At 60.0% G+C, this 14792-nt stretch carries 12 protein-coding genes and 1 pseudogene; 11 read left to right on the top strand and 2 right to left on the bottom strand.

Annotated features, from left to right (window positions below):
- Nucleotides 1–278: SDR family NAD(P)-dependent oxidoreductase (locus Q7O77_RS06390; protein ID WP_304164578.1), on the bottom strand; the 278-nt coding region annotated here is incomplete at its 3' end.
- A 251-nt stretch (nt 279–529) separates the two neighbouring features.
- On the opposite strand from Q7O77_RS06390, the gene Q7O77_RS06395 reads away from it, so the two are divergent.
- The 10 genes from Q7O77_RS06395 to Q7O77_RS06440 all read left to right on the top strand — a co-directional run bounded on the left by Q7O77_RS06395 (nt 530) and on the right by Q7O77_RS06440 (nt 12812).
- Nucleotides 530–1846: an aspartate aminotransferase family protein gene (locus Q7O77_RS06395; protein WP_304164581.1), complete on the top strand. Its 1317-nt coding sequence runs from the start codon at nt 530–532 to the stop codon at nt 1844–1846.
- Nucleotides 1847–2105: 259 nt separating this feature from the next.
- On the top strand, nt 2106–2939 hold the full coding sequence (locus Q7O77_RS06400) for an ABC transporter ATP-binding protein (protein ID WP_304164584.1): 834 nt from the start codon (nt 2106–2108) through the stop codon (nt 2937–2939).
- Nucleotides 2929–3810, top strand: coding sequence for an ABC transporter permease (locus Q7O77_RS06405; RefSeq protein WP_304164586.1), 882 nt, complete (start codon nt 2929–2931; stop codon nt 3808–3810). Before Q7O77_RS06400 ends, Q7O77_RS06405 begins: the two co-directional genes overlap by 11 nt.
- A complete protein-coding gene (locus tag Q7O77_RS06410) occupies nt 3807–4901 on the top strand; it encodes an ABC transporter permease (RefSeq protein ID WP_304164589.1) in 1095 nt (364 codons plus the stop codon). The genes Q7O77_RS06405 and Q7O77_RS06410 overlap by 4 nt, the downstream gene beginning before the upstream one ends.
- Nucleotides 4902–4959: 58 nt before the next feature.
- The gene (locus Q7O77_RS06415) at nt 4960–5967 is read left to right on the top strand and encodes an ABC transporter substrate-binding protein (protein WP_304164592.1); all 1008 of its coding nucleotides are present in this window, start codon (nt 4960–4962) and stop codon (nt 5965–5967) included.
- 70 nt (nt 5968–6037) lie between these two features.
- A complete protein-coding gene (locus Q7O77_RS06420) occupies nt 6038–6733 on the top strand; it encodes a TetR family transcriptional regulator C-terminal domain-containing protein (RefSeq protein WP_304164595.1) in 696 nt (231 codons plus the stop codon).
- Nucleotides 6734–7222: 489 nt separating this feature from the next.
- On the top strand, nt 7223–8647 hold the full coding sequence (locus Q7O77_RS06425; RefSeq protein ID WP_304164597.1) for an NAD(P)-dependent oxidoreductase: 1425 nt from the start codon (nt 7223–7225) through the stop codon (nt 8645–8647).
- Nucleotides 8640–9953: an NAD-dependent dihydropyrimidine dehydrogenase subunit PreA gene (gene preA / locus Q7O77_RS06430; protein WP_304164600.1), complete on the top strand. Its 1314-nt coding sequence runs from the start codon at nt 8640–8642 to the stop codon at nt 9951–9953. The genes Q7O77_RS06425 and preA overlap by 8 nt, the downstream gene beginning before the upstream one ends.
- A gap of 79 nt (nt 9954–10032) precedes the next feature.
- Nucleotides 10033–11484 carry a dihydropyrimidinase gene (gene hydA, locus Q7O77_RS06435; protein WP_304164602.1) on the top strand — a complete coding sequence of 484 codons (1452 nt, stop codon included), beginning with the start codon at nt 10033–10035 and terminating at the stop codon, nt 11482–11484.
- Between the two features lie 44 nt (nt 11485–11528).
- The gene (locus tag Q7O77_RS06440; RefSeq protein ID WP_304164604.1) at nt 11529–12812 is read left to right on the top strand and encodes a Zn-dependent hydrolase; all 1284 of its coding nucleotides are present in this window, start codon (nt 11529–11531) and stop codon (nt 12810–12812) included.
- 141 nt (nt 12813–12953) lie between these two features.
- Here the strand turns inward: Q7O77_RS06440 and Q7O77_RS06445 are convergent, their stop codons facing one another.
- Nucleotides 12954–14210 (bottom strand): valine--pyruvate transaminase, encoded by a 1257-nt coding sequence (locus Q7O77_RS06445; protein WP_304164607.1) that lies wholly within the window; start codon nt 14208–14210, stop codon nt 12954–12956.
- A 391-nt stretch (nt 14211–14601) separates the two neighbouring features.
- On the opposite strand from Q7O77_RS06445, the pseudogene Q7O77_RS06450 reads away from it, so the two are divergent.
- Nucleotides 14602–14792, top strand: a pseudogene (locus Q7O77_RS06450) (DUF4432 domain-containing protein); the annotation flags it as partial.

Here is a 14792-nt window from a genome sequence, read left to right on the forward strand (position 1 = left end):
TGCGGCGCCAGCGCCAGTCCGGCGTTGTTGACCAGTGCTTTCACCGCCTTGAAGTCGTCGGGCAGGCTGTCCACGAGTGTCTGAACCGCAGCGGCGTCACGGACGTCCAGCGTGGCGATAAAGGTCGGCGTTTTTGGGGATAGTTCGTCATACAGCGCTTGCAGACGCTCGGCCCGACGCCCGGTGAGGATCAACGACCAGCCCTGTGCGGCGAAATGGCGGGCGGCGGCCTGCCCGAATCCGGAGGTGGCGCCGGTGATAAATACGATGTTTGGCATGAAACGTCTTCTCCCCTCAATCAAATGGTCCGCGGGCCTGCGCTGCGCTCCACGGCGAAAAAATGACTTTACGAATCCCGGCGGCGCCGTCATAGGGCCAGTTGGGAAAAAGCGATGGGACACACCTTCTGGCCCAACGATTATCCGCAACTGGCTCTATCGCATCGGCCGGATTTGTTTTTAGTCTGCCATGACAGAGTTCGATTCCGATAGCCGCCGACCGTAAGACGGTCGTTGAGGGGGACAAGAAGATGACCGCACCATCAAACGCCACGGTCCGTCAGCTCGACAGACAGTATGTTTTTCACTCCTGGTCGGCGCAGGGCGGCTTAAATCCGCTGGTCATTGCGGGCGGCGAGGGTTGCCGCCTGTGGGACTACGACGGGAAGACCTATCTCGATTTCAGCAGTCAGCTGGTGAATACCAATATCGGCGCTCAGCATCCGAAGGTGGTGGCAGCTATCAAGGCGCAGGCAGATCAGCTGACGACGATTGCACCCGCCACGGCAAATCTGGCGCGTGGCGAAGCGGCGAAGCGTATTGTGTCGCTGGCGCCGGAGAGCTTCAGCAAGGTGTTCTTCACCAACGCGGGTGCCGACGCCAACGAGAACGCCATCCGCATGGCGCGTCTGTTCACAGGAAAGGACAAGATCCTTTCCAGCTATCGCTCCTATCACGGCAACACTGGCAGCGCTATCGGCGCCACCGGCGACTGGCGGCGGTTGCCGAACGAATATTTCCGCGGTCATATCCACTTTTTCACGCCATACCTGTACCGCAGTGAGTTTCACGCCACCACCGAGGAAGAGGAGTGCCAGGCGGCGCTGCATCATCTGCGTCGGACTATCGAGTGCGAAGGCCCCGGCACCATCGCCGCTATTTTGTTGGAAACCATTCCCGGCACGGCAGGGATTTTGATGCCGCCGCCGGGCTATCTGGCGGGCGTGTCAGCGCTGGCGCGTGAATTTGGCATTCTCCTGATTATGGACGAGGTGATGGCCGGGTTTGGGCGTACCGGTCGCTGGTTTACCTTCGAACACTACGGCATCACGCCGGATTTGATCACCTTCGCCAAGGGCGTGAACTCCGGCTATGTGCCTGCGGGCGGGGTGATTATTTCCGATCCGATTGCCCACTTCTTCGATGACAGGCTGTTCCCCGGCGGACTGACTTACTCCGGGCATCCGCTGGCGATGGCGGCGATTGTCGCGACGTTGGATGCGATGGCGGAAGAGAGAATCGTCGAGAACGCCGCGCAGGTAGGCGATACCGTTCTGGCGCCTGGATTGCGTCATCTGGCCGAAAAATACAATATCGTCGGCGAAACGCGCGGTAAAGGCGTCTTCCACGCGCTGGAATTGGTGATCGATCCGGTTGCCAAAACGCCGATGCCCGCGGACAAAATGGCGCAGCTCAAGGCTGACCTATACGCGCGCGGTATGCTCGGTTTTCTGGCGGAGAACCGCGTCCACGTCGTGCCGCCGTGCATCGTGACGGCCGACGAGGCTCGGCAGGGGCTGGCGATTATTGACGATGCGCTTGCCGCACTGACGGCAACACTCGGCTGATCCTGACCCCTTATCCCGCTGCCCTAACGCAGCGGGATATACCCGCTTCCCACTCCGTTATCTCTTGCTCCATATCAACGCAAACGTGCCGTTATTTGCACCAATTTAGCCATAAATTATCGATATGTTGCTGACAACGTCAGTAATCCTGCGCACTTCGTAAGGTTATCCGGTCAAGCCTGAAAATGGCACGGAAATCGCATACATCAGGATGAGAAAACCTAACCACCCGGTCAAAATTGCCAGAGGGAGAACCGCAATGAGCCAATTCATGTCCGCTGAGGAGCCCTCCGTCTTGACGCTGAAAACCGCGACGGCCAGACCCGCCGTGGTGGTGCGCGACGCCAACATCATTTATCCCTCGGCCGACCAGCCGGTGCATGCGCTGAAAGATATCAATCTGACCATCCGACAAGGCGAGTTTGTGTCGTTTATCGGGCCATCCGGCTGTGGGAAAACCACGCTGTTGCGTGCGATCGCCGATCTGGAGCCGTTGACTTCCGGCGAGGTGCGGGTCAACGACATGACGCCGTCCGAAGCGCGGCAGGCGGGCGCTTACGGCTACGTCTTTCAGGCGCCGGTGTTGTTGCCCTGGCGCTCGGTGCTGGCGAACGTGATGCTGCCGTTACAGATCCAGGGGCGTCCGCCGGGCCAGAGCGAGGCTATCGCGCGCGAACAGCTGGCGCGGGTCGGGCTGGCGGGGTTCGAGAAGAAATTTCCGTGGCAGCTGTCCGGGGGGATGCAACAACGCGTCTCCATCGCCCGCGCGTTGGGGTTCTCTCCGCAGATCCTAATGATGGATGAGCCGTTCGGCGCGCTGGACGAACTGACGCGTGACAACCTCAACCAGCAGCTACAACAGCTGTGGTATGCCGAACAGCGCACGATGGTCTTCGTCACCCATTCCATCGCGGAAGCGGTCTACCTTTCCACCCGTATCGTCATTATGTCGCCGCGCCCCGGCCGCATCGTCAAAGTGCTGACGTCGCCGCTGCCGCCTGAGCGCGATCTGTCGCTGCGCGACACGCCAGAATTTATTCGTCTGGCGCAAGAGGTGCGGGAAGCGCTGGTGGAGGGGCACCATGAACACTAACGCTTTGCGCTATCACGCACTGCCGGTCGGGGTGATAGTGGTGGCCGCCGTGGTCAGTTGGTATCTGCTCGCCATCGCCCTCAATGCGCCGGGCGCGATTGAACGCACGCTGGCGCCGAAGGGAGCCTGGAGCTGGCGCGATCTGGTCAGCGTCACGCTGTCTATGCCGCGTCCGGTACTGCCCGCGCCGCACCAAATCATCACGGATATCTGGACCAGCCTGACGCGCTGGCCGCTCACTTCACCACGCAATCTGCTGCTGCACACCTGGGTGACGGCCAGCGCCGCGCTGACGGGTTTCGCGATGGGGATCGTGCTGGGCATGGTGCTCGCGGTCTGCATCGTTCACTCCCGCACGCTTGATAAAGCATTGCTGCCGTGGATTGTGGCGTCGCAAACCGTGCCCGTGCTGGCCATCGCGCCCATCGTGCTGATTATCTTGGGCAGCATGGGGATCACCGGGCTGCTGCCGAAAGCCACCATCGCCATGTATCTGTGCTTTTTTCCGGTGACGATCGCCGCCGTTCAAGGGCTGCGCTCGCCGCAGAAAATGGAGATGGAGCTGGTGTATACCTATGCCGCCAGCCGAATAGACACGTTCTGGATGGTACGGCTGCCGTCGTCGCTGCCGTATCTGTTTCCCGCCTTTCGCGTCGCGATTGCCAGCGGGCTGGTGGGCACGATGGTCGCCGAACTGCCGACAGGCGCGCAGGCCGGACTGGGCGCGCGTTTGCTGACGGGTTCTTACTACGGCAACACCATCCAGATTTGGTCGGCGCTGGTCATGGCGTCCTTGCTGGGACTGGCGCTGACGGCGCTGGTGAGCCAGACGGAGAGACTGGTGATGATGTCGCGCAAGGGGGGACGATGAAAGCAAAAGCAATCTCCGGCGTGGTGATGCTGGTTGCCGCGCTGCTGATGGTGCTGTTGGCGTTCAGTCAATGGCCGATGACTGGCGATGTCGCCGACCGTTACCTTCTGCTCGGCGTGATCGTGTTTGCGCTGGTCGCCGTGCTGCTGGGTTTGTCTTCCTCGTCGTCGCTCTGTCGTTGGCTGCTGTTGACGGTGCCTGTCGTCAGCGCGGCGGGTTGGCTGATCGTCCTCGACGGCGGCGGGGCCACCTACTGGCTTGCCCTGACGGCGGTGGCGCTGCTGGCCTGCCTGAGTGTCCAGCGGTTGGCGGGCGTGAGCGACGTTGCCTTGCCGCCGAGTCTGGTGGCGACGCTGTTTGGCCTGTGGGTGCTCTACTTCTGGCAGCTGCTGGTGACCGTATTCGCGGTGCCGCAGGTGCTGCTGCCCACGCCGCTGGATATTGCGCGCGCGCTGTATGAGGGCGCGGGTCTGCTGGCGGGTGACGTGATGCAGACGGTGGTGAAATCGGTGCTGATTGGCTATGCGCTCGGCTGCGGACTGGGCGTCCTCGTCGCTTTGCTGATCGACCGGCTGCCGTTTTTGCAGCGCGGGCTGCTGCCGCTGGCCAATCTGACCAGCACCATTCCACTGGTGGGCGTCGCGCCTATCGCCGTGATGTGGTTCGGATTCGACTGGCCTTCGAAGGCGGCGGTGATCGTGCTGGTCACGTTCTTCCCGGCGCTGGTCAGCACGCTGGCGGGGTTGCAGGCCAGCGGCAAAATGGAGCGCGAGCTGATGTATTGCTACGCCGCCAGCCCGCGCCAGACGCTGTTCTCATTACGTTTACCCGCCGCGCTGCCGTTCATTTTCGGCGCGCTGAAGGTGAATGCCACGCTGGCGCTGATCAGTGCGATTGTGGCGGAATTTTTCGGCTCGCCGACCGCCGGACTGGGCTTCCGCATTTCAACGGAGGCGGCGCGTATGCATATGGCGACCGTCTGGGCGGCGATTGTCGTGGCATCGGTCGTCGGGTCGCTGGCCTATGCTGTGCTGGTCAGACTGGAGAAACAAATTAACTTCTGGCATCCCGCTGTACGCGGTATGTCGTAATCGCGGTGCGGCCGCGAGACGGAAGCTTTGTGTTCACTTAACGCTGAGGATACCTCTGATGATCAAACGTTCTGCTATTCGTCGTGGGCTGTGGTTAACCGCACTGTCTTTGTGCGGCTGTTTGTCGGCGTATGCCGCCGAGAAAGTCACGCTGCAGCTGAAGTGGGTGCCGCAGGCGCAGTTCGCGGGCTATTACGTCGCGCAGGAGAAAGGCTACTACCAGGATGAAGGGCTGGACGTGGTCATCAAGCCCGGCGGCACGGATATCTCGCCGGTGCAGGTCATCGCCGGCAAGTCGGCGGACGTGATCGTCAACTGGATGCCGGACGCGCTGGCGGCGCGTGAAGCGGGCGTGCCGTTGGTCAACATCGCCCAGATTTTCGACCGCTCGGGCATGATGCTGACCTGCAGAAAATCCAGCGGTGTGAATACGCCCGCTGACCTGAAGGGGAAAACGCTGGGCGTCTGGTTCGGCGGCAACGAATACCCCTTCTTTAACTGGATGAACAAACTGGGCTACAAACCCGATGTGGATATCAAAGTGCTGAAGCAGGGGTTCAACGTCGATCCGCTACTGCAAAATCAGGCGGCCTGCATTTCCACCATGAACTATAACGAGTACTGGCAGCTGATCGATGCGGGCATGAAACCCAGCGATCTGGTGACGTTCCCGTATGAGGATCAGGGCGTTTCCACGTTGGAAGATGGCCTGTACGTGCTGGGCCCGAGCCTGAGCAATCCGGCGTTCGTCGCCAAAATGGCCAAGTTCCTGAAAGCAACGTATCGGGGCTGGAACTACGCGGTGTCGCATCCGCAGGAAGCGGCGGAAATTATCGTTGAGCAGGATGCGTCGGGCGCGGCCACCGTCGAAGTGCAACAGCGTCAGATGGAGAACGTCGCCAAGCTGATCACGCATGCCAACACGCCGCAGATCGGCTATCTCGACCCAGCCGCCTACCGTCGTACCGTGGGCGTGCTGCTGAACAGCGGCGGAACGCCGGTCATCAAAAAAGATCCGGGCGATGCCGCGATGAGCCACGTGGTGTGGGACGCCGCAGCAAAATAACGACGGCCACTCAGAACAGGCTCTCGTCGCCAGGGATGGCGGCGGTTTCCGTGTAACAGTGAGAACGTGAATGATGTGGAATAGCAAAGTGTCAGACGCACAGGCTTCCTTGATCCCGAATGGCGTTCGACCCGCCGAACGTGCCGAAGAGACGGAGAAAGGGCGTATCCGGCAGGACAATGAGGCCATTATTTTGCAGGCGGCGGAGCAGATCTTCGCGCGCTACGGTTTCAAAGGGGCCACGATGGCGCTGATCGCCGAAGCGGCCGGTTTACCCAAGGCCAACCTGCATTACTACTTCGGCAACAAAGAAACGCTGTATTACACGGTGTTGGATGACATTCTGCACGATTGGCTCGCGCCGCTGGATGATTTTCAGCCGCAGGCCGACCCGAAAACGGCGATTAAACGCTATGTTATTCATAAGATTAACTTTAGTTTTGAACATCCCGAAGCATCGCAGCTGTTTGCCAATGAAATTCTACAGGGCGCACCCAGGGTACATGCGCGTTTGCAGACGGAGCTGCGCCAGCTGGTGGACGAAAAATCGGCGGTGCTGGAAGGCTGGATCGCTGCCGGAAAAGTGAAGCCGTTGGATACCCGACACTTCTTTTTCTCCGTCTGGTCCATGACTCAAACCTACGCGGATTTCTCAGTGCAGATCGCCGCTGTCATGGGCGAAGATGCGGGATTAGCCGCGCAGCAGCAACGGGCCACCGATCATGTCCTGAGCTGCGTATTTCGCATTTGTGGGCTGGAGTCGTAGCTCGCTTTCTCTTTTCATTGGCGCTTCGCTGATGGATAGAAACCGCTGCTAAATACCCTGTGCAATTCAGGTCATCAGTTGCCGCTAACCTGTCGTGATTTCCCCCGAACATCGCTCTGCGTGACAGCTCCCCCTCTTTTTCCCTCTCTCTGCCCCGAAAGATCGTGATTGATCATCTTTGCTGCAAAAATGGTGCGAATTGCACCAAATGGAGACGATTAAGCGTCCATCGTGAAAAGTTATGGCTTGATAACCCATTGTTTTAAGCGGGTTCGCTATTTGGCAAAAAGATGGCACATAAATCGCATTGTTAATTTAGAAAACCTAACCAGTTGGTCAGGATTTATTCTCGCGCCGTGGCGCACCCGTGACGCCGCTTTGTTTGCTTGAATGTCATGATGAGCAAGAGGCATCCGGCGATATCGCGCGCCAGCTTAGATGATTGCACGCCCCTGTTTCCGACAGGGCTTGGACAGAGGAGTTCGACGCATGAAAAACCAGACCCCCGCGGGGGTAAATGCTCCCGGCATCCGGGCTGAACGGCTGACGCAGGAGGCGTATGCCTGTCAGTTCAGCGACAGCGCGCCGCCGCTGACCGGCACGCAGGCCGTGATTGAAGCGGATCGCTGTTATTACTGTTTCGACGCGCCCTGTACGCGGTCATGCCCGGCGGATATCGACGTGCCGAGCTTCATTCACCGCATCGCGCAGAACAATGTACGCGGCGCCGCCGAGGCCATTTTGCATGAGAACGTGCTGGGCGGTATGTGCGCCCGCGTCTGTCCGACGGAAACGCTGTGCGAGCAGGCGTGCGTGCGCAACGATCAGGACGGTAAACCGGTCAAAATCGGGCTGCTGCAACGCTTCGCGACCGACGCCTACTTTGCCAATCCGGGACGGCCGCTGTTTATGCGGGGTGCCGCCACCGGCAAAAACGTCGCGGTAGTGGGGGCGGGACCGGCTGGATTGACCGTCGCGCATCGGCTGGCGGTGAGCGGTCATAACGTCGTGATCTTCGACGCGCGCCCCAAGCCCGGCGGCCTCAACGAATACGGGCTGGCGGCGTACAAGACGACCGATGACTTCGCCCAGAAAGAGATCGCTTGGCTGCTGTCCGTCGGTGGTATTGAGCTGCGTCTCGGTCAGCAGTTGGGGCGCGATATCACGCTGGAGCAGCTGCGGGCCGGGTTCGACGCGGTGTTCCTTGGCATGGGCCTTGCAGGTGTCAATGCGCTCGGCATTGCCGAAACGCCGCTGACCGGCGTGCGGGAAGCGGTCGACTTTATTGCCGAGCTGCGTCAGGCACCGGATCTCAGCCAGGTGCCCGTCGGCCGTGAGGTGGTGGTGATCGGCGGAGGGATGACCGCCGTCGATGCGGCCGTGCAGGCTAAAAAACTGGGCGCGCGCGATGTCACGCTGGTTTACCGCCGCAGCGAGGCGGAGATGAAGGCGTCGGTCCACGAACAGGAGTGGGCCAAACAGTGCGGCGTCACCCTGCGTTTCTGGTCCGCGCCGCAGGCCATCCACGGGGAACATGGCGCGGTGACGGGCGTATCGTTCTCTGTGATGCAGAGCGAAAACGGCAAGCTGGTTGCCAGCGGGGAAACCTATACGTTGCCGGCGGATATGGTGCTGAAAGCGATTGGACAGACCTATGACCCGCTGCCTGCGGGCGACGCTATCCGGCTCAAAGATCGGCGCATTGTGACGGATGAGTCGGGGCGGACTTCTGTACCGGGCGTCTGGGCGGGCGGCGACTGCTGCGCCGACGGACTGGACCTGACGGTGGATGCGGTGCGGCAGGGCAAAATCGCGGCCCGCGCTATCGATCTGGCCTTAACCGTGTCGGGACGCCAGGTCGTCAACGACGCATCGATTTCTGTATTGCTCGACCGGGGGTGTGCGCATGGCTGATCTCAGTACCGAATTCCTGGGCATTAAAAGCCCGAATCCTTTCTGGCTGGCCTCCGCGCCGCCGACGGACAAAGAGTACAACGTGGTGCGGGCGTTCGAAGCCGGCTGGGGCGGCGTGGTGTGGAAAACGCTGGGGATCGATCCGCACGTGGTCAACGTCAGCGGCCCGCGCTACGGCACCTTGCTGGGCGCCGACCGACGGGTGCTCGGCCTGAATAACATCGAACTGATCACCGACCGTTCGCTGCACGTCAATCTGGAAGAGATCGCCCGCGTGAAGCGCAACTGGCCGGATCGCGCCATGATTGTGTCGATTATGGTGCCGTGCGAGGAGGAAGCCTGGAAATACATTCTGCCGCTGGTGGAGCAAACCGGCGCTGACGGCATCGAGCTGAACTTCGGCTGCCCGCATGGCATGAGCGAACGCGGCATGGGCGCAGCGGTGGGTCAGGTGCCGGAGTATATCGAGCGGGTGACGCGCTGGTGTAAGCAGTATTGCAGCCTGCCGACCATCGTCAAACTGACGCCCAACATTACCGACATTCGCTATCCGGCCCGCGCGGCACGTAGCGGAGGCGCGGATGCGGTGTCGCTGATCAACACCATCAATTCGGTGATTGGGGTGGATCTCGATCAGATGAGCATTCATCCCAATACCGGCGGCAAAGGTTCACACGGCGGCTATTGCGGCCCGGCGGTGAAGCCGATTGCGCTCAACATGGTGGCGGAAATCGCCCGCGATCCGGACACCGTGGGGTTGCCCATCTCCGGCATCGGCGGCATTTCCACCTGGCGCGACGCCGCCGAATTCATCTCGTTGGGCTGCGGCACGGTGCAGGTGTGTACGGCGGTCATGGTGCATGGCTTCCCGATTGTGCGCGACATGATCAACGGCTTGAGCAACTTCATGGACGAGAAGGGCTACCGCACGCTGGATGATTTTCGCGGACGAGCCGTAAGCAGCGTCACCGACTGGCGCTACCTCAACCTGAACCACGTCGACAAGGCGGTGATTGACCAGTCGACGTGCATCAAATGCGGGCGCTGTCATCTGGCTTGCGAAGACACCTCTCATCAGGCCATCACCCATACGAAAGACGGCGAGCGCCATTTTGAGGTGAAGGAAGAAGACTGCGTGGGCTGCAACCTGTGCGTTTCCATCTGCCCGGTGGAAGACTGCATCACGCTGCGCAGCCTGTCGCCCGGCGAGGTGGACGTGCGGACCGGCAACGTCGTCAGCGAAAAATACGCTAACTGGACCACGCATCCCAACAACCCGATGGCGACCGAGGCCGACGCGCTCTGAACCGCGCGTTTTCACCACTGACGGTGTCGGCTTCCGCGGCAAGCGGGTGCGATCACCGGCGAAAAAGAGGGATACAACGATGAGTCACACTCTGTTGATTAAAGGCGGCACCGTCGTTAATGCCGACCGCCAGTTCCGCGCCGACGTGTTGTGCGTCGACGGCGTGATTGCGGCCGTGGGCGATGCGGCCACGTTTGATGTTCCGGCGGGGGCTGAGGTGGTAGACGCAGGCGGTTTGTACGTTATGCCGGGCGGCATCGACCCGCATACGCACATGAATTTTCCGTTTATGGGCACCGTCACGGTGGACGATTTTTACAGCGGCACGGCGGCGGCGCTGGCGGGCGGTACGACGACCATCATCGACTTTGTGATCCCAAACCCTCAGCAGTCGCTGATGGAGGCGTATCACCTCTGGCGCGGCTGGGCGGAAAAGTCGGCCGCTGACTACAGCTTTCACGTGGCTATCACCTGGTGGGACGAAAGCGTGCGCCGGGATATGGGCACGCTGGTGCAAGAGGAGGGCGTGAACAGCTTCAAGCACTTTATGGCCTACAAGAACGCCATCATGTGCGACGACGAAACGTTGATGAACAGTTTTCGTCGCGCGCTGGAGCTGGGTGCGATGCCGACGGTGCATGCCGAAAACGGCGAGATGGTGCACCTGTTGCAACAGCAGGTCCTGTCGCAAGGGATCGTCGGGCCGGAAGGACATCCGTTGTCGCGGCCGCCGGAGGTCGAAGGTGAAGCCGCGAATCGCGCCATCACCATCGCCAATGTGCTGGGCGTGCCGATTTACGTGGTGCATGTCTCCTGTCAGGAGTCCGCCGAGGTGATTGCCCGCGCCCGAGCTCGCGGCCAGCGGGTCTACGGCGAGGTGCTGGCCGGGCACTTGACGATCGACGACAGCGTGTATCGCGATCCGGACATTCGCAAAGCGGCGGCACACGTCATGAGCCCGCCATTCCGGCCCAAAGGGCATCAGGAGGCGCTGTGGCGCGGCCTGCAATCCGGCCAGCTGCACACGACGGCGACGGATCACTGCACGTTCTGCGCCAGCCAGAAAGCCGCCAACGGCGGCGACTTCACCAAGATCCCCAACGGCTGCGGCGGCGTGGAAGAGCGCATGGCGGTGGTGTGGGACGGCGGCGTCAACAGCGGGCGTCTGACGCCCAGCGAGTTCGTGGCCGTCACCTCCGCCAATACCGCGCGGCTGTTCAACCTCTATCCGCGCAAAGGCTGTGTGACGACGGGCGCGGATGCGGATCTGGTGCTGTGGGATCCGAACGGCAGCAAAACGCTCTCCGCCAAAACCCATCATTCCCGTAACGATTTCAACGTCTTTGAAGGTCGTACGGTCACCGGAATACCGGTGTACACCATCAGCCAGGGCGTTGTGGTCTGGGCCGACGGCGACCTCCGGGCGCAGGAAGGCGCGGGTCGTTATATCAAGCGTCCGGCATTTGGTCCGGACTTCAGCGCGGCCGCCGCATGGGAAAAAGCCCGCGCGCCGCAGAGCGTTCAGCGCTAACGGCTGAACAGAAACAGTGATGCATTTACCGTGAGGAAGCGACGATGAGTAATGACATGTTATCGGTAGCGGACACCGTGACGACGGCCGACATGCGGGTGAACGGCGAACGCCTGTGGGATTCATTGATGGAACTGGCGCAGATCGGCGCAACCCCAAAAGGCGGCGTATGCCGACTGACGCTGACCGATCTCGACCGACAGGGCCGCGATCTGCTGGTGAGTTGGGGCAAGGCCGCCGGACTGTCGGTCGAAGTGGATAAAATCGGCAACGTCTTTATGCGCCGTCCCGGCCGCAATAATGCGCTGCCGCCGATTGTGGCGGGCAGCCATATTGATACTCAGCCGACCGGCGGTAAGTTCGACGGCAACTTCGGCGTGCTGTCTGCGCTGGAGGTGATCCGGACGTTGAACGATCAAAAGATTGAAACCGAAGCCCCGGTCGAGGTGGTGTCCTGGACCAACGAAGAGGGTTCCCGTTTTGTACCGGTCATGATGGGGTCCGGGGTGTTTGCCGGTGTCTTCCCGCTGGAGTATGCCTACGCCGCGACGGATGTGGACGGTAAAACGGTCAAAGACGAGCTGGAGAATATCGGCTATGTCGGGCCGCAAACGCCGGGCGATCATCCTATCGGCGCCTACTTCGAAGCGCATATCGAGCAGGGACCGATTCTGGAGGATCAAGATATTGAGATCGGCGTCGTGCAGGCGGTGCTGGGCATTCGCTGGTACGACTGCGTGGTCACCGGCATGGAGTCGCACGCCGGGCCGACGCCGATGGCGATGCGCAAAGACGCGCTGCAGATTTCCACGCGCATCATGCAGGAAGTGATCAACATCGCCGACCGCTTCTCACCTCACGGCCGCGGCACGGTTGGGATGGTGCAGGTGCACCCTAACAGCCGTAATGTGGTGCCGGGCAGCGTGAAGTTCTCCATCGATTTCCGCAATATCGACGATGCCTCGGTCGCGCAGATGGATGAGGTGTTGAAAGCGTATATCGAGACTCTGACGCAGGAAACCGGTCTGGATATTCAGCTGACGCAGGTCTCGGATTATCCCGCCGCGCCGTTTCATCCTGAGTGTAAAGACGCGGTGCGCAGAGCGGCGCAGGCGCTGGGCTATTCGCACATGGATATCGTTTCCGGCGCGGGTCACGATGCGGTTTACATGAGTATGCTGGCGCCGACGGGGATGATTTTCATCCCGTGCAAGGACGGTATAAGCCACAACGAAATCGAGTACTCGTCACCGGAACAGGTGACGGCGGGCGCGAATGTGTTACTGCATGCGGTGTTGGAAACGGCGGGCGTTGCAGGACGCGGTTAACGTCAGTGCGTCAGAAAGCATCAGCCCACGGCGAAAGTGCTGTGGGCTGATGGGGCCTTGAGGATAAGTGATTTCAAACGTGCTCAGCGCCAGACGTCGCGGCCCTCGAGAGCACCGGGCGACCAACGCGCGGCTGCGTGCTTACACCACCGTTTCCTGCATGGCGCGTTCGACTTCTTCCGCCAAAATGGCGATCCCCTGTTCAATCTTCTCCGGCTCCGGCACATAGTTCATGCGCAGACACTGGTAGGCGTGCGGCCACTCTTGCGCCAGTCCGGGGAAGAAGTGGTGGCCGGGAACCATCAGCACGCCACGTTGTTTCAGCCGTTGATACAGCGACTCGGTGGTGATGGGCAGGTCTTTAAACCACAGCCACAGGAAAATCGCGCCTTCCGGTTTGTGGATCAGGCAGCGCTCTTCCGGCAGATAACGGCGGATAATCTCGATCGTCTGCTGAACGCGTTGCTGATAAAACGGACGTACCACCTCGTTAGACAGTCTCAGCAGGTCGCCGCGCTGGATCATTTCGTGCGCGATGGCGGGACCGATGGAGCCGGGCGCCAGGTTAATGATGCCGTTCATATTGCTCATCGCTTCAATCACCTCTTCGGCCGCGATGACGATACCGCAGCGCGAGCCGGGCAGGCCCAGCTTGGAGAGGCTCATGCACAGAATGATGTTCTGGTTCCACAGCGGCGTGGCGTCGCTGAAGATGATGCCGGGAAACGGGACGCCGTAGGCGTTGTCGATAATCAGCGGAATTTCGTGCTGACGCGCCATGGCATCCAGCTGACGCAGTTCGTCGTCGGTCAGCACGTTGCCGGTCGGGTTGGTCGGGCGTGATACGCAGATCGCCCCGATATCATCGGTAATGTGCAGCTGTTCGAAGTCGACGTGGTATTTGAACTGCCCTTCCGGCAGCAGCTCTATCTGCGGACGCACGGAGACAAACATGTCTTCGTCCAGACCGGAGTCGGCATAGCCGATATACTCCGGCGCCAGCGGGAACATCACCTTGCTGCGGCTGCCGTCGCTTTTTTGTCCGCCGAAAAGATTAAATAAGTGGAAAAATGCACTCTGACTGCCATTTGTCAGAGCAATATTCTGTGGTCCTATCTCCCAGCCCAACGTCTCGCGCAGCAGCTCAGCCAGTGCATTCAGGAAAGTATCCTTCCCCTGCGGGCCATCGTAGTTGCATAGCGCATCGGTCAGTTTGCCCTGTTCCAGCAGATCGCCGCACAGGGATTTAAAGTAGTCATCCATGGCCGGAATATGTGCGGGGTTTCCACCGCCAAGCATGATGGCGCCGGGCGTGCGCAGCCCATTGTTCAGGTCGTCCATCAGTTGAGTAATACCGGAGCGGCGGGTGAATTTGTTGCCAAAGACGGAAAAGTTCATAGCTTGTCAATAAATGCTGAAACACGAATGAGGCCGCCACCTTACCCCGTGTGTTATCCCGGTGCAACGCGGGATGAATATCGCTTTCTTTCTTTGTGCCAGCAGTATTGTTTATTGCGGCATAAAATATCGTCGTGATTAATTTCGCTTTGTGGTCGTTCCTAAACGTGCCTGCGGGAGCTGAAATCGTGTCAGCTGCGACCTGCTCTACCTCCCACTTTTAGTGCAAAAAATTCAAAAACACTTAACAATTCTGTGACTTCATCAGCAAATCCACGCCAAAAAAACAGCAGAAATACAGGCAGTGATGGCAATCACATTTTGGCCGGTTCGGGATTTGTAGTCTTCAATGGTAATAGCTAAATCAATTCAGCCACTGAGGATGCATAGCATGAAAAAGTTATTGGCTCTGGGCATTTCCCTGGCGTTGGTCTCCTGGCAGATTTCTGCACAAACGTTTGTGCTGACCGATGCTGAAGCTAACGTAGAAAAGGGCAACTGGAAGGTCGGTAGTGATACGTTGAAGGTGAAGGATGCGTCTTTTAGCATCGAGCAGAAAGTGCTGCACGGCGGGCGTCAGGA

The organism is Lonsdalea britannica (genome assembly GCF_946477055.1).
In the GTDB taxonomy this organism is placed as follows: domain Bacteria; phylum Pseudomonadota; class Gammaproteobacteria; order Enterobacterales; family Enterobacteriaceae; genus Lonsdalea; species Lonsdalea britannica_A.